Below are 14,096 nucleotides of genomic sequence, written 5' to 3' on the forward strand. Positions count from 1 at the left end.
CTGAATCCCACCAGCAGCCGAAAGCCGCTCACATGACACATGCTCGCATGAGCGAGAGGCGAACCTCGCTGATCGGCGCGCTTTTGACGGCCATAGGCCCGGTCTCCATGGCGATATACACGCCGGCCATGCCCCAGCTCGTCACCGCCTTCGACACCACGAGTTCGGCGATCAAGCTCAGCCTTTCGCTCTATTTCGCCGGCTTCGCCGTGGCACAGCTTGCCGCCGGGCCGATTTCCGATGCCTTCGGCCGACGCAAGGCGACCCTGGCCTTCCTGCTGATCTATCTCGCCGGCAGTCTTATCGCCGCCTTGGCGCCGACGGTAGACCTGCTGCTTGCCGGCCGACTGGTTCAGGGCATCGGCGCCTCGGTTGGCGTCACCGTCTCGCGCGCCATCGTTCGCGATCAGTTCACCGGAAGCGAAGCCGCCCGCATACTGAACATGATCGGCATCATGCTTGCTGTCGGTCCGGCCGCCGGACCGACACTGGGCGGCATCGCCTTGTCCGTGGCTGGATGGCAGGCCGTGTTCTACCTGATGGTCGGCTTCGGCATACTCAGTGCGGCCGTCGTTGCGTTCGCAATGAGCGAGACGGCGATCCCCGATCGCAGCAGGATCCGCCCGGACCGTATCCTCAGCGCCTATCGCACCCTGATCGCCGACCCGCGGGTCCTCTTCGCCGCGCTCGTGCTCGGCGGCTGCGTCGGCGCCCTCTATGCGCAGTCCACCATGCTGCCCTTCGTTCTGATCGACCGGGTCGGCCTGACGCCGGCGCAGTTCGGTGTCGGCATGCTGATGCAATCGGGCTTCTTCTTTTCGGGATCCGTTGCACTGCGCCTGCTGGCACCCCGTCTCGGCGAAACGCGTGCGCTGCGGCTCGGCCTGGCCATGGCAGCGGGCGGCGGCATCCTGATTGCACTTTCCGTCCGCCTGATTGAACCGAGCTTCCTGTCGATCATGGCGCCGGTGGCAATCTGCTCCTTCGGCATCGCCTTCGTCATTCCCTACATCACCACGGCGGGGCTCCAGCCCCATCCCCAGATCGCCGGCTCGGCGGCGGCCCTGATCGGCTTCGTCCAGATGGCTTCGGGCTTTCTCGGCGGCGTAGCAGCCTCTCTCCTCACCGATCCGCTGACCGCTTTCGGCACGATCATTCCGGTCATGGAAGTCGGCGCCCTTCTTGCATATCTCGGCTTTCTGCGGGCGAGCCGGTTTCAGGCGTAAAAAACCCGCCGTCAGAAACGGCGGGCTAAGACAACAACAGGGATGAACCTGTGAATTATTTGCCGAGATTGCGCTTGGCGAGTGTGCGCAGGCGCAGTGCATTGAGCTTGATGAAGCCGGCCGCATCCTTCTGGTCGTAAGCCCCCTGGTCGTCTTCGAACGTGACCAGTTGATCCGAATAGAGCGACTTGGGCGATTCACGGCCGATGACCATGACATTGCCCTTGTAGAGCTTCAGCGTCACTTCGCCTTCGACATGCTCCTGGCTCTTGTCGATCAGGGCCTGCAGCATTTCGCGTTCCGGCGAGAACCAGAAGCCGTAATAGATCAGTTCGGCGTAGCGCGGCATGATCTCGTCCTTGAGATGGGCTGCACCTCGGTCGAGCGTGATCGATTCGATCGCGCGGTGCGCCGACAGCAGGATCGTGCCACCGGGCGTCTCGTAGACGCCGCGCGACTTCATGCCGACGAAGCGGTTCTCGACGAGGTCGAGACGGCCGATACCGTTGTCGCGACCGTAATTGTTCAGTTCGGCCAGCAGCGTCGCAGGGCTCATGCGTACGCCGTTGATCGAAACGGCATCACCCTTTTCGAAGCCGACCTTGATCACGGTCGCCTTGTCGGGAGCGGCTTCCGGCGAAATCGTGCGCATATGCACGTATTCCGGTGCCTCGACGGACGGGTCTTCCAGAACCTTGCCCTCGGAAGAGGAATGCAACAGGTTGGCATCAACGGAGAACGGCGCCTCGCCCTTCTTGTCCTTGGCAACCGGGATCTGGTTCTGTTCGGCAAAGGCCAGCAGATCGGTGCGGCTCTTGAAAGCCCAGTCGCGCCACGGTGCGATGATCTTGATGTCCGGGTTCAGCGCATAGGCCGACAGTTCGAAACGAACCTGGTCATTGCCCTTGCCGGTCGCGCCATGGGCAATGGCATCGGCACCGGTCTTCCTGGCGATCTCGATCAAGTGCTTGGAGATCAGCGGACGGGCAATCGACGTGCCGAGCAGATAGACGCCTTCATAGACGGCATTGGCACGGAACATCGGGAAGACGAAATCGCGGACGAACTCTTCGCGCACGTCCTCAATGAAGATTTCCTTGATGCCCATCATCTCGGCCTTCTTGCGCGCCGGCTCGAGCTCTTCGCCCTGGCCAAGGTCGGCAGTGAAGGTCACGACTTCAGCGCCGAGTTCGGTCTGCAGCCACTTCAGGATGATCGAGGTATCGAGGCCGCCGGAATAAGCGAGAACGACCTTTTTGACGTCTTTCGGGAGTGCCATGATGATAAAGTCCGTTGATGAAGGCGAGCCCGACCAACCTGGGCCCCTGGTTTGGCGGCACTTTTAGCCGGTTTCCCGCGCGGTGCAAGGGCAAGCGCGCCGCTGGAAGTCGCTTCCGCGACTTTCTTGAAGACTGCAAAATCATCGCCCGAGCACGCACGCGCCCGACAGGTCCGCATCCGACGGATGCAAATTTGGGCCTGTCACCTTATCTAGGCGATGAAGCGGTACGGTTTGACTTGCAGGAAAACCATACCATATGCCGTCACGGCACAATGACAGACCAAAGGAGCAAAACATGGCAGACATCCTATCCGTGATGGCCAAGGGCAAGGTTGCGGTCGTGACCGGTGCTGCCTCCGGCATCGGCTTGGCCGCCGCCAAGATCTTCGCGTCCAAGGGCATGTGCGTCGTGCTGGCCGACCTCGGCGGCGACAGGCTGGCCGAAGCATGCCAGCAGGTGGCAGCTCTGTCGGAAAATCCCGAAAGCGACATCGTTGCGATCGAGACCGATGTCAGCAAGCGCGACGATCTGGAAGCGCTTGAACGCGCCGTCATTCAGCGCTTCGGCCGCGTTCATCTGCTGATGAACAATGCCGGCATTCAGCCGGGCAGCAGCCTGTTTGGTCCGCAGGCCAATTGGGATAATGTCTTCTCTGTCAACCTGATGGGCGTGGTGCACGGCACACGGGTGTTCGGACCGGACATGATCAGCCACAAGGATCCGGCCATCATCATCAATACCGGTTCAAAGCAGGGCATCACCACGCCGCCGGGCGATCCGGCCTATAACGTCGCCAAGGCGGGTGTGAAAGCCTTCACCGAGGCGCTTCAGCACGAATTGCGCAACACCCCGAACTGCAATGTCACAGCGCATCTGCTGATCCCGGGCTTTGTCTATACCGGGCTCACCGCCAATGGCCGGGCAGAAAAGCCGGCCGCTGCCTGGACGTCTGAACAGACGGTCGAGTTCATGCTGGAAAGCATTGGCCGAGGCGATTTCTACATCCTTTGCCCGGACAACGACGTCGATCGGGCAACAGACGAAAAGCGCATTGCCTGGGCTGCCGGCGATATCATCGAAAACAGGCCACCGCTGTCGCGCTGGCATGCGGACTATGCCGAGGCCTTCAAGGCGCATCTGGCAAAATAATCCACCCGATTGGCAAGCCGCACGAAGCCCGATAAGGAAGACATTCCGGCCTTATCGGGCTTCTTGATTTGCGGTGTCACCCATGGATTTCGTGCCAAGCCTTCCGACATTCCTTGCCTTCAGCCTTGCAATCCTGCTTTTGGCCCTGACGCCCGGGCCGGACATGACGCTCTGGATCAGCCGGTCCCTGCGCGACGGCCGCTCGATCGGCCTGATGGTCCTGGCCGGGACCAGCTTCGGCATCTCGGTCCACACCATCCTGGTTGCCTTCGGCATTTCCGCGCTGATCGTTGCGTCGCCAACCGCCTTCATGATGCTGAAGACAGGGGGAGCTGCCTATCTGCTCTGGCTGGCGATCCAGGCCATTCGCCATGGCTCGAACTTCGTCGTCAAGGCCGATGGCGACAGCGAGGCCTCGCGGCTGAGTGCTTTCGTCAATGGATTGTGGGTCAATCTGCTCAACCCCAAGGTCATCATCTTCTTCATGACCTTCCTGCCACAATTCGTCACCGCCGACGATCCGCATGTCACCGGCAAGCTGATCTTCCTCGGCCTCTGGTCGATCATCCTGTCGCTGCCGATCGGCATTGCAATCATCTTCGGTGCGGATTTCCTCTCCGGCTGGCTGCAGGCCAACCGCAAGATCCTGCGCGGCATCGACTACACCTTTGCCGGTGTCTTCTCGATCTTCGCCGCCAAGATCCTGATGACCCAGGCAAAGTGACGCGCTGACAAAGCAATAGTCTGAAACGAAAAAGCGGGCCGAAGCCCGCTTTTTTTTTAATCCTCGTCGTCGGCGCCGTGATTGGCGATCATCATCGCCTCGAAGGCAAGCCGCTCGGTCTTGCGCATGCGTTCTGATTCCGACTTCAACTGGCCGCAGGCGGCGAGAATGTCGCGGCCACGCGGTGTGCGGATCGGCGAGGCATAACCGGCGGCATTGATGAAATCGGCAAATTTCTCGATCTGTTCCCAGTCCGAACACTGGTAGTTCGTACCCGGCCACGGATTGAACGGGATCAGGTTGATCTTGGCCGGAACGCCCTTCAACAGCTTGATCAGCCCCTTGGCATCTTCCAGACTGTCGTTGACGTCCTTCAACATCACATATTCGAACGTGATGCGGCGGGCATTCGACAGGCCCGGATAGTTGCGACAGGCTTCGATCAGGTCCTTCAGCGGGTACTTCTTGTTAATCGGCACCAGCAGGTCGCGCAGGTCGTCGCGCACCGCATGCAGGGAAATCGCCAGCATAACGCCGATCTCGTCGCCGGTCCGATAGATTTCCGGCACAACCCCGGAAGTCGACAAGGTGATACGGCGCTTCGACAGCGACAGGCCATCGCCGTCGGAGGCGATCAGCAGCGCCTTCTTCACTTCCTCGAAATTATAAAGTGGTTCGCCCATGCCCATCATCACGATGTTGGTCACCTTGCGGTCGCTCGACGGCACCATGCCGCCTTGCGGCACGTCGCGATCGGGGAAGTCGCCGAGCCGGTCGCGCGCCAAAAGCAGCTGCGACAGGATTTCCTCTGCCGTCAGGTTGCGTACCAGCTTCTGCGTTCCGGTATGACAGAAGGTACAGGTGAGCGTACAGCCGACCTGGCTGGAAATGCAGAGCGTTCCGCGACCTTCTTCCGGAATGTAGACCGCCTCGATCTCGACCGGGCGGCCGGCACCGCGCGGCGGAAAACGCAACAGCCACTTGCGTGTGCCATCGTTGGAGATCTGTTCCTCGACGATTTCCGGCCGCGCAATGGTGAAATGCGTCTTCAGCATTTCGCGCATGTCCTTGGAGACATTCACCATCGCGTCGAAATCCGACACGCCGCGCACATAGACCCAGTTCCAGATCTGCGCGACGCGCATCTTGACCTGCTTTTCCGGAACGCCTTTTTCGCGCAGTGCCGCGCCAAGCGTATCCCGGTCCATGCCGATCAGGCTCGGCTTTTCGGCCGAGACGGCTGGACGCAGGGCCGGCGCAAGGGTGCTGGGACGTTCAGAAATGGTGCCTGTGACGGACATGGTTCAAACCTCTTGCCAATATCAGGGCCGCCACCGGCGAGCGGCGATCAATGTTTGGCGATGCATGAATGCGGGACTTGGTAATGCGGAACATGGTCGCGCATTCGACTTTGAGGCGGGCCAATATCAGCTTTTTCAGCCGACGTCACCCCGCAGCATCACGATGGATGCGATAGCCTTAACGAGCAATGGGGTCGGCAGTGCCGACCCCATGCAATCATGCGGAACCCAAAAGGATTATTTGCAGCCTTCGATCTTCTTCAGCGCCGCCGAAATACCCGACAGGGAATAGCTATAGCTGGTGCCTGTGCCGCGAGCCGACGTGGCTTTCACCGTCATCGACTTGCCCGTCTTCATGGCAGCCACCAGTGCCGGTTCTTCGGCCGCATTCTCGACCCAGGCCGAAGTATCCTTGACGAACAGGACGAAGTTCTTGTCATCGATCGTCACATTGACTTTCGAATCGCCCTTCATCGCATAACCCATCATCGCCTGCGGCTCATATGATATGTTCTGGCCCGGGCGCTGCGACACGACGAAGAAAATATCGCCATGATTGACGCTGGCCGGTTCCTTGGTCGTCGGGACCGACAAAACGTAGCAGACCGTGCCACCGTTGGATTTATAGGAATAGGCACCCCAGGCCTTGAACTGCTCGATACGCGTCGGCGATTGCGCGACGGCGAGCCCGCTGCTTGCCAGGATAAGTGCCAGTGCGGCTACGCTACTTCTTACAAACATGTCTTCCTGCCGGTTGTTTCCATCCATCATCCGGTCGAAAACCGGACGCTCTTCGTCAAAACCTGTGTTCAGTTTGACTTAATTTACCTTACCAAAGGATGAACGACGGACGCCTTCTTGTCACAAACCGCGTCGTCGATCCGAATTTGGCATCCGAAATCCGGCGAAAAACCGCCAGTTTCGGATCTTGGCTCCCTGTAGCGATGTAGAAAGAGGAAATCAGGCGAGAGTTAGGCTGATCTGACTTTTCGTCCGCAATCCTGTTTTTGCTCAGGACGCCTTGCCGGGATTTTCGGCGTGTTCGGCAAGAACCTCATCCGCGGCATCGTAATGCCGTTCCTTGATATGCCTGTTGATCAATGCGAAGGCGGCAGTCAGCACCGCCACATCGTCGGTAAAGCCAATGAAGGCGAAGACATCGGGGACGGCGTCCAGCGGCAGGACGAAATAGCCGAGCGCCGCGAGCAGGATGCCGCGCGCACGAAAAGGCGTTTCGCGGTCCGTGGCACAGTAGAATGCAGCCACGACATCGCGCGAAAATGGGATCTGGCGGGCGGCCTTCTTCAACGTCGGCCAGAACCGGCCGCGGACCTTCGCTTCCTGTCGCTCCTGCGTCTCTTCGTCGCCCGGCAGCAGAATTTCCCCGATCTTCACCTCATCCATCGTCCATCGATTCCTTCATTCGGACCCATCAAGCATATGTGGATTGGCCACCGGGAATTCAATCGTCCTGTGCCGCCACCATATCCATCAGAACGGCCAGCTTGAAATCCAGTTCCGTCAGACCGCCGGCAGAATGGGTAGTCAGGGTAACATCGACCCGCTTGTAGACATTGAACCATTCGGGGTGATGGTCGAGCTTTTCGGCAGCAAGTGCCGCCTCGGTCATGAAGCCGAAAGCCTGGCGAAAATCGCGGAAGACATAGTGCTTTTCGATCGCCACCCCTGCGCGGGCGATCGACCATCCCTTGAGTTCGCCAAGACGGGCAGCGATTGCCGCGTCATCGAGTTTCTCGTATTTCATCTCTCCACCTCCCGTTGGAATGCGCCGATGAACACACCTTCGATCCTCTTTGTCTGTCTTGGCAATATCTGCCGCTCACCGCTTGCGGAAGGCATCTACCGCCACCTTGTCGCATCGGATGCGTATGCCGGCGAGATTGCCTCTGCCGGAATTGGCGGCTGGCATGTCGGTAATCCGCCAGACAACCGCTCGATCCTCACCGCCCGTCAACACGGCATCGACATTTCAAGGCAGAGGGCAAGGCAGGTCAAGCCGCAGGATTTCGCCACCTTCGATTTGATCCTGGCCATGGATGCCAGCAATCTGGAACGCCTGCGTGCGTTGGCACCGGCCGAAAACCGGGACCGGCTGCATCTGTTCAGCCACTATGCGACATCGACCGATGTCGATGTCCCGGATCCCTATTACGGTGGACAGGGCGATTTCGACGCCGTCTACACCATGCTCTTTTCAGGCTGCAAAGCCTTGGTGGCAAAGTTCGCCATCGAACCGTTTTCGTGAAGCGGAAACACTTCTTCCGTCAGATAAGGCCCGCCACCCACCGATTCCCTCGACGACAGCAACACGAAGCGAGGCGTGATGAAGGGGACTGTTTGGAAGTCGCCGCGACCGCTCAGGTAGTGCACCACATCCTCGAGACGAGACTGCTTGAGGCGTGCAAGGGTGACATGCGGCGTAAACTTTCGCGGGTCGGGAGGAAGCCCGATCCGCTGACAAATCCGTTCTATCTCGCCCTGTAGCGCATACATCTCAGGTGCCGGCGTGACGCCTGCCCAGATCGAATGCGGCTTCTTCGATCCGAAGGAACCGATGCCATTCAGCGAGAGAGAGAATTCCGGTCGGTCAATCCGGTCGAGACGATCGACGATCTCGTCGGCCGTGCGTCCGTCCACATCCCCGATGAAGCGCAGCGTGATGTGGTAATTCTCCACATCAATCCACCGGGCGCCGGGGAGACCACCGCGCAACAATGAGAGGCTCATCGCAGCATTGCGCGGAATTTCGAGGGCAGTGAATAATCTCGGCATCGCGAGCTCCCCGAATCTTTTGCAGATGCTCACAGCGAATCACGCAATGCCATCAGGCGCAAGCGCTTATTTAGACTTACCCTCAACGCTTTTCACCAGCTCTTCGGCCAGGGGCAGTATGCGCTCCGCCATTACGGCCAGCCCTTTGGTATTGGGATGCATGCCATCCTCCAGCAAAAGACTGCGGTCGGTGATCACACCGTCGAGGATGAACGGATAGAGCGGCAGCGCGTACTTTTCAGCCAGGCGGGGATAGATGGCATTGAATTTGTCGCCATAGTCTGCCCCCATGTTCGGCGGCGCCAGCACGCCGACGAGAAGGATGGGAATTTGACGCGACTTCAAACGGCTGATGATCTGGTCCAGGTTCTTTTCCGACTGTTCCGGCGCGATTCCGCGCAACGCGTCATTGGCACCCAGCTCGAGGATCACGGCGTCCGTCCCGTCCGGCACCGACCAGTCCACACGCGAAAGCCCACCAGACGTGGTGTCGCCCGACACACCGGCATTGGTGATGACAACATCATGTCCCTTCGCCACCAGCGCGCGCTGCAACTGGGCCGGCAGCGCATCCTCCTGCGGCAATTGATAGCCGGCCATCAAACTGTCGCCGAAGCCGACCAGCTGGATTGTCTCGGCAGCGGCAAGGCGGGTGGCGCCCAGTACCGCCATCAGGATCACGGTGAAATGAAGGGCTACGGCTTTAAATCTCATCATGGCTTTCCTAGATTGCCCTCAGGTCGCATCCTGCGGCAACGAAATTGATTTCCAATAGATATAGGACGGCCGCGCGTGAGAAAAACCATCATCGAGCTCAAAAGCGCCGATCTCACTCTGGGCAATGCTGCCGCCTCCGTCCACGTCCTGAAGGATATTGATCTCACCATAGCCGAAGGGGAAGCCGTGGGCATCATCGGCCCCTCCGGCTCCGGCAAGTCGACGCTGCTGATGGTTCTGGCGGGCCTTGAACGATTGGACAGCGGCGAAATCCATGTCCGAGACACCGCGCTGCACGCGCTGAACGAAGACGCCCTTGCCGATTTTCGCGGCAAGAATATCGGCATCGTCTTCCAGTCCTTCCACCTGATTGCCAATATGACGGCGATCGAGAATGTCGCGGTTCCGCTGGAACTGGCCAATGTCCGCAATGCCTTCGACATTGCCCGCAAGGAACTGGAGGCGGTCGGCCTTGGCGAGCGCCTGAACCACTATCCCGGACAATTGTCGGGCGGCGAACAGCAGCGTGTCGCCATTGCCCGCGCCCTGGCTCCGTCCCCGGCCGTTCTGATCGCCGACGAGCCGACCGGCAATCTCGATACCGAAACCGGCCGCCAGATTGCCGATCTCCTGTTTTCCAAGCAGGCCGAGCGCGCCATGACACTCGTGCTCGTCACCCACGACAACGCCCTTGCGGCGCGCTGCTCGCGCCAGGTTCGCGTCGCCTCTGGCACGATTGCCGGCGACAGCGCCGCCGAAACCATCCGCCCGGCCGCGGTGCTCGCATGAGCGGTTTTGCATCACGGGTGCGGATCGCCTTCCGCATCGCGCTTCGCGAATTGCGCGGCGGCCTCAAGGGTTTCTACATTTTCCTCGCCTGCATCGCGCTTGGAACCGGCGCCATCGCCGCCGTCAACTCCGTCTCGACCGCCATTACCGATGCGATTTCGTCCGAAGGTCGCACGCTACTCGCCGGCGACATGCGCTTCGAACTCAACAACCGCGAAGCCAATGCAGAGGAACAACGCTTCCTGCAGGGACTGGGTACCGTTTCGCTGACGACGGCGCTGCGCTCGATGGCGCGTCTGCCGGACGGCGCCGACCAGTCGCTGGTCGAACTGAAAGCGGTTGACGACGCCTATCCGCTCTATGGCAGTTTCACGGCCGAACCCGACCAGCCCTTGTCAGAACTGCTGGCGCAACGCAACGGCGCCTATGGCGCAGTCGTTGCGCAACTGCTGCTCGACCGGATGAACATGGCTGTCGGCGACGAAATCCTGGTGGGCAATGCCCGCTTCCGGATTAACGGCGTAATCGTTAATGAGCCGGATTCCATTTCCGATGGCTTCGGCTTTGCACCGCGCTTCCTGACCAGCCGCACCGCGCTGCTGGCAAGCGGCCTGACCGAGACCGGCAGCCTCGTCGAACAGGCCTATAAGGTTCGCTTCAGCGACCCCGCGCCCGATCCGGCAATAATACGGCAGCGCGCCCAGACGGAACTTCCCAATGCCGGCTGGTCGATCCGCAGCAGTGATCGTGCAGCACCGGCGCTGACGGAAAACATCGAGCGCTTCTCGCAGTTCCTGACACTCGTCGGCCTCACAGCCCTGGTGGTCGGCGGCGTCGGCGTCGCCAACGCAGTGCGCGCCTTTCTCGATTCCAAGCGGACCGTCATCGCCACGTTGAAATGCGTCGGCGCGCCGGCATCCGTGGTCGTCATGGTCTACCTGATCCAGATCACCCTGGTTGCCTCGGTCGGCATCCTGATCGGATTGGTCTTGGGTGCTATTGCCCCGCCGATCACCGCCAGTTATCTCGCCGGCATCCTGCCGATCTCGACGGAAGCAACGCTCTATCCGCGCGCGCTGCTTCTGGCTGCCGTCTTCGGCATCCTTGTAACGCTCGCCTTTGCCATCCTGCCGCTCGGCCATGCGCGCCAGGTTCCGGCAACAGCCCTGTTCCGCGAGCAGGGCTTCGAGACCCGTGGCCTGCCGTCTTGGCCGTATCTTCTTGCGACCGCTCTGGCCCTGGCGTCACTCGCAGCCCTTGCGATCTTTTCGTCGGAAGAAAGGCGCATAGCGACGGTCTTCCTCATTGCCATGGCCGCAGGATTTGTTCTGTTGCGCGTGGTTGCATATCTGATCGCAGTTGCGGCGCGGTGCAGCCCGCGGATCCATTCGGCAGCGCTTCGTCTGGCCGTCGGCAACATCCATAGGCCCGGCGCCCTGACGCCGGCAGTGACGCTTTCGCTTGGCCTCGGCTTGAGCCTTTTGGTGGCCCTGGCGCTGATCGACGGCAACCTGCGCCGTGAACTGACCGGCAATCTGCCGGACCGTGCACCGAACTTTTTCTTCGTCGATATCCAAGGCAGCGAACTCGACAGCTTCCGGAGCCTTGTCGAACGCCAGGCCCCGGAAGGCAAGCTGGTCGAAGTCCCGATGCTGCGCGGCCGTATCCTGGCACTGAACGGCACGGATGTCGCCAAGATCAACGTGCCGCCGGAAGGCCGCTGGGTCTTGCGCGGCGATCGCGGCCTCACCTATGCCCGCAATGTACCTGAAAACAGCAGCGTGACGGAAGGCGCCTGGTGGCAGGACGGCTACGCCGGCGAGCCGCTCGTCTCCTTCTCCGAACAGGAAGGCCGGGAACTCGGCCTGAAGATCGGCGACACCGTGACCGTCAACGTGCTTGGCCGCAGCATCACCGCCAGGATCGCCAATTTCCGCAAGGTTCAGTGGGAAAGCCTGTCGATGAACTTCGTCATGGTCTTTTCCCCCAACACATTCGCCGGTGCACCGCATGCCTGGCTGGCAACCCTGATCGATGGCGAGGCAACGTCTGCCGAGGAAGCCACGATCCTGCGTTCCGTCACGCAGGCCTTCCCGACGATCACCACCGTCAGGGTCAAGGATGCCCTCGAGGTGGTGGACCGCCTGGTTGGGCAACTTGCAACGGCGATCCGGGCAGCGGCGGCCTTGGCGCTGATTGCCTCCGTGCTCGTGCTGTCGGGCGCTCTTGCCGCCGGCAACCGCGCACGAACGCATGATGCAGTCATCCTGAAGACGCTTGGCGCAACGCGCGCCATGTTGATCCGCGCCTTCACCTACGAATACATGCTGCTTGGCGCAGCCACCGCCCTGTTTGCCCTGATCGCCGGCGGCGGCATCGCCTGGTACGTGTTGAGCCAGATCATGAAACTGCCGTCCAACTTCCTGCCAGACGTCGCCGTGATGACAATCCTGATTGCTCTCGTGGTCACCATCGGCATCGGTCTGGCCGGCACCTGGCGCATTCTCGGACAGAAAGCGGCTCCCGTTCTGCGTGAACTTTAAGCCAGAAACAGAACTTCTGGCACGCTTCACCCACCGTCGGCCGGATTACCGCGATTTAAGCTTTCGGCTCTTGTCCAAGACCGAGGAACACCTCATATTGTTGTTACGCATGCTGAGCTCCGCAGCGGCGCCCGGGCACTACGCCCGTACCGTCATCCCTCGGAGCTTGAAAGAGGAAAACAATGTCTGAACTTCGCAACTATCAGAGCCGTGCGGGCCAGACCCAGTCGGCGACGATGATCGACGAAGGTCTGCGCGCCTACATGCTCAAGGTTTACAACCTCATGGCGCTGGGCCTTGCCATCACCGGTATTGCCGCTTACGCAACCTTCCAGATGGCCGTGTCCAGCCCGGCATTCGCCCAGGCGATCTACGGCTCGCCGCTGCGCTGGGTCGTGATCCTCGCACCGGTCGCCATGGTGTTTTTCCTGAGCTTCCGCATCCATAAGATGAGCGTCGCCTCTGCGCAGATGACATTCTGGATCTATGCCGCCCTGATGGGCCTGTCGCTGTCGTCGATCTTCCTGATCTACACCGGCGCCAGCATCGTCCAGACCTTCTTTGTGACGGCCGCGTCCTTTGGTGCCCTGTCGCTGTATGGCTACACCACCAAGCGCGATCTGTCGGCCATGGGCTCGTTCCTGATGATGGGTCTGTTCGGCCTGATCATCGCATCGCTGGTGAACATCTTCATGGCGTCTTCGGCGCTCGACTTCGCCATCTCGGTGATCGGCGTACTGATCTTCGCCGGCTTGACCGCCTATGATACCCAGGCAATCAAGGCTGCCTACGCTGAATCCGACAGCCAGGAGACGGCTGGCCGCACCGCCATCATGGGCGCGCTGCGCCTCTATCTCGACTTCATCAACCTCTTCCTGTTCATGCTGCGCTTCCTCGGAAACCGCAACTGACCGGTACCGACTTCGGCTCTGCCAATAGTCATGAAGAACCCCTGCTTCGGCGGGGGTTTTTTATTGCCTGATCAGCCAGTCTCAGCAAACGGCAGACACAAAAAAGCCTCCGGTTCGCACCGGAGGCTTTTTATAGGTGACCCATGAGAGGATCGGCTTATGCCGCTTCTTCTTCCTGGGTGTCTTCTTCTTCGATCGTCTTGCCACGCTTCGGGCCCTTGGCAAGATTAACCTCGACCAGGCGCACGGCCTCGGTCTCGGACATCTTGTTCACGGCGGCGATTTCCCGCGCCATGCGGTCGAGAGCAGCTTCATAGAGCTGACGCTCGGAATAGGACTGTTCCGGCTGGTTCTCTGCGCGATAGAGGTCGCGAACGACTTCTGCAATCGAGATCAGATCACCGGAATTGATCTTGGCATCATATTCCTGCGCCCGGCGGGACCACATGGTACGCTTGACGCGAGCCTTGCCCTGCACAACCTTGAGAGCGCGTTCGACAAAGTCGGTTTCGGACAGCTTGCGCATACCGATGCTCACGGCCTTGGCAACCGGAACCTTCAAACGCATCTTGTCCTTTTCGAAATCGATTACAAAAAGCTCGAGCTTCATGCCGGCCACTTCTTGCTCTTCGATAGCGGTGATGGTACCGACGCCATGTG

Annotated in this window: 15 protein-coding genes; 7 read left to right on the plus strand and 8 right to left on the minus strand. The window is 60.3% G+C overall.

Going from position 1 to position 14,096, the window contains the following annotated elements; genetic code table 11:
- Positions 1–32 precede the first annotated feature (32 nt).
- A complete protein-coding gene (locus tag PDO_RS19315; RefSeq protein WP_007605874.1) occupies positions 33–1,226 on the plus strand; it encodes a multidrug effflux MFS transporter in 1,194 nt (397 codons plus the stop codon).
- Between the two features lie 55 nt (positions 1,227–1,281).
- On the opposite strand, the gene PDO_RS19320 is transcribed toward PDO_RS19315, so the two are convergent.
- A complete protein-coding gene (locus PDO_RS19320) occupies positions 1,282–2,505 on the minus strand; it encodes an argininosuccinate synthase (RefSeq protein WP_007605875.1) in 1,224 nt (407 codons plus the stop codon).
- A gap of 298 nt (positions 2,506–2,803) precedes the next feature.
- Between PDO_RS19320 and PDO_RS19325 the strand changes: the two genes are divergently transcribed.
- Complete coding sequence (locus PDO_RS19325) at positions 2,804–3,658, plus strand: SDR family NAD(P)-dependent oxidoreductase (protein ID WP_007605876.1); 855 nt, start codon at positions 2,804–2,806, stop codon at positions 3,656–3,658.
- Between the two features lie 82 nt (positions 3,659–3,740).
- Positions 3,741–4,382 carry a LysE family translocator gene (locus PDO_RS19330; RefSeq protein ID WP_007605877.1) on the plus strand — a complete coding sequence of 214 codons (642 nt, stop codon included), beginning with the start codon at positions 3,741–3,743 and terminating at the stop codon, positions 4,380–4,382.
- 56 nt (positions 4,383–4,438) lie between these two features.
- Here the strand turns inward: PDO_RS19330 and rlmN are convergent, their stop codons facing one another.
- The 4 genes from rlmN to PDO_RS19350 form a co-directional block, all read right to left on the minus strand.
- A complete protein-coding gene (rlmN, locus tag PDO_RS19335) occupies positions 4,439–5,683 on the minus strand; it encodes a 23S rRNA (adenine(2503)-C(2))-methyltransferase RlmN (RefSeq protein ID WP_007605879.1) in 1,245 nt (414 codons plus the stop codon).
- A 237-nt stretch (positions 5,684–5,920) separates the two neighbouring features.
- Positions 5,921–6,424: an invasion associated locus B family protein gene (locus tag PDO_RS19340; RefSeq protein ID WP_007605881.1), complete on the minus strand. Its 504-nt coding sequence runs from the start codon at positions 6,422–6,424 to the stop codon at positions 5,921–5,923.
- Positions 6,425–6,694: 270 nt separating this feature from the next.
- Positions 6,695–7,087, minus strand: coding sequence for a YkvA family protein (locus tag PDO_RS19345; RefSeq protein ID WP_007605883.1), 393 nt, complete (start codon positions 7,085–7,087; stop codon positions 6,695–6,697).
- 58 nt (positions 7,088–7,145) lie between these two features.
- Positions 7,146–7,448: a 4a-hydroxytetrahydrobiopterin dehydratase gene (locus PDO_RS19350; RefSeq protein WP_007605884.1), complete on the minus strand. Its 303-nt coding sequence runs from the start codon at positions 7,446–7,448 to the stop codon at positions 7,146–7,148.
- 27 nt (positions 7,449–7,475) lie between these two features.
- Between PDO_RS19350 and PDO_RS19355 the strand changes: the two genes are divergently transcribed.
- Positions 7,476–7,949 carry a low molecular weight protein-tyrosine-phosphatase gene (locus PDO_RS19355; RefSeq protein ID WP_007605885.1) on the plus strand — a complete coding sequence of 158 codons (474 nt, stop codon included), beginning with the start codon at positions 7,476–7,478 and terminating at the stop codon, positions 7,947–7,949.
- On the opposite strand, the gene thpR is transcribed toward PDO_RS19355, so the two are convergent.
- Both thpR and PDO_RS19370 read right to left on the minus strand, forming a co-directional pair.
- The gene (thpR, locus tag PDO_RS27395) at positions 7,883–8,476 is read right to left on the minus strand and encodes an RNA 2',3'-cyclic phosphodiesterase (RefSeq protein WP_007605887.1); all 594 of its coding nucleotides are present in this window, start codon (positions 8,474–8,476) and stop codon (positions 7,883–7,885) included. The genes PDO_RS19355 and thpR overlap by 67 nt on opposite strands.
- A 66-nt stretch (positions 8,477–8,542) precedes the next feature.
- On the minus strand, positions 8,543–9,190 hold the full coding sequence (locus PDO_RS19370) for an arylesterase (protein ID WP_037074723.1): 648 nt from the start codon (positions 9,188–9,190) through the stop codon (positions 8,543–8,545).
- 78 nt (positions 9,191–9,268) lie between these two features.
- On the opposite strand from PDO_RS19370, the gene PDO_RS19375 reads away from it, so the two are divergent.
- The 3 genes from PDO_RS19375 to PDO_RS19385 all read left to right on the plus strand — a co-directional run bounded on the left by PDO_RS19375 (position 9,269) and on the right by PDO_RS19385 (position 13,436).
- Positions 9,269–9,982 carry an ABC transporter ATP-binding protein gene (locus PDO_RS19375; protein WP_007605891.1) on the plus strand — a complete coding sequence of 238 codons (714 nt, stop codon included), beginning with the start codon at positions 9,269–9,271 and terminating at the stop codon, positions 9,980–9,982.
- Positions 9,979–12,525, plus strand: coding sequence for an ABC transporter permease (locus PDO_RS19380; protein ID WP_007605893.1), 2,547 nt, complete (start codon positions 9,979–9,981; stop codon positions 12,523–12,525). Before PDO_RS19375 ends, PDO_RS19380 begins: the two co-directional genes overlap by 4 nt.
- Positions 12,526–12,707: 182 nt before the next feature.
- The gene (locus PDO_RS19385; protein ID WP_007605895.1) at positions 12,708–13,436 is read left to right on the plus strand and encodes a Bax inhibitor-1/YccA family protein; all 729 of its coding nucleotides are present in this window, start codon (positions 12,708–12,710) and stop codon (positions 13,434–13,436) included.
- A gap of 157 nt (positions 13,437–13,593) precedes the next feature.
- On the opposite strand, the gene PDO_RS19390 is transcribed toward PDO_RS19385, so the two are convergent.
- Positions 13,594–14,096: CarD family transcriptional regulator (locus tag PDO_RS19390; protein WP_007605896.1), on the minus strand; the 503-nt coding region annotated here is incomplete at its 5' end.

Origin of the sequence: Rhizobium sp. PDO1-076 (genome assembly GCF_000247475.1) — a bacterium.
GTDB lineage: Bacteria > Pseudomonadota > Alphaproteobacteria > Rhizobiales > Rhizobiaceae > Allorhizobium.

Coding starts and splice junctions, on each gene's coding strand:
- thpR (WP_007605887.1), bottom strand. CDS start 8,476: ATGCCGAGATTATTCACTGCCCTCGAAATTCCGCGCAATGCTGCGATG.
- PDO_RS19340 (WP_007605881.1), bottom strand. CDS start 6,424: ATGTTTGTAAGAAGTAGCGTAGCCGCACTGGCACTTATCCTGGCAAGC.
- rlmN (WP_007605879.1), bottom strand. CDS start 5,683: ATGTCCGTCACAGGCACCATTTCTGAACGTCCCAGCACCCTTGCGCCG.
- PDO_RS19385 (WP_007605895.1), top strand. CDS start 12,708: ATGTCTGAACTTCGCAACTATCAGAGCCGTGCGGGCCAGACCCAGTCG.
- PDO_RS19355 (WP_007605885.1), top strand. CDS start 7,476: ATGAACACACCTTCGATCCTCTTTGTCTGTCTTGGCAATATCTGCCGC.
- PDO_RS19320 (WP_007605875.1), bottom strand. CDS start 2,505: ATGGCACTCCCGAAAGACGTCAAAAAGGTCGTTCTCGCTTATTCCGGC.
- PDO_RS19380 (WP_007605893.1), top strand. CDS start 9,979: ATGAGCGGTTTTGCATCACGGGTGCGGATCGCCTTCCGCATCGCGCTT.
- PDO_RS19315 (WP_007605874.1), top strand. CDS start 33: ATGACACATGCTCGCATGAGCGAGAGGCGAACCTCGCTGATCGGCGCG.
- PDO_RS19350 (WP_007605884.1), bottom strand. CDS start 7,448: ATGAAATACGAGAAACTCGATGACGCGGCAATCGCTGCCCGTCTTGGC.
- PDO_RS19345 (WP_007605883.1), bottom strand. CDS start 7,087: ATGGATGAGGTGAAGATCGGGGAAATTCTGCTGCCGGGCGACGAAGAG.
- PDO_RS19325 (WP_007605876.1), top strand. CDS start 2,804: ATGGCAGACATCCTATCCGTGATGGCCAAGGGCAAGGTTGCGGTCGTG.
- PDO_RS19370 (WP_037074723.1), bottom strand. CDS start 9,190: ATGAGATTTAAAGCCGTAGCCCTTCATTTCACCGTGATCCTGATGGCG.
- PDO_RS19330 (WP_007605877.1), top strand. CDS start 3,741: ATGGATTTCGTGCCAAGCCTTCCGACATTCCTTGCCTTCAGCCTTGCA.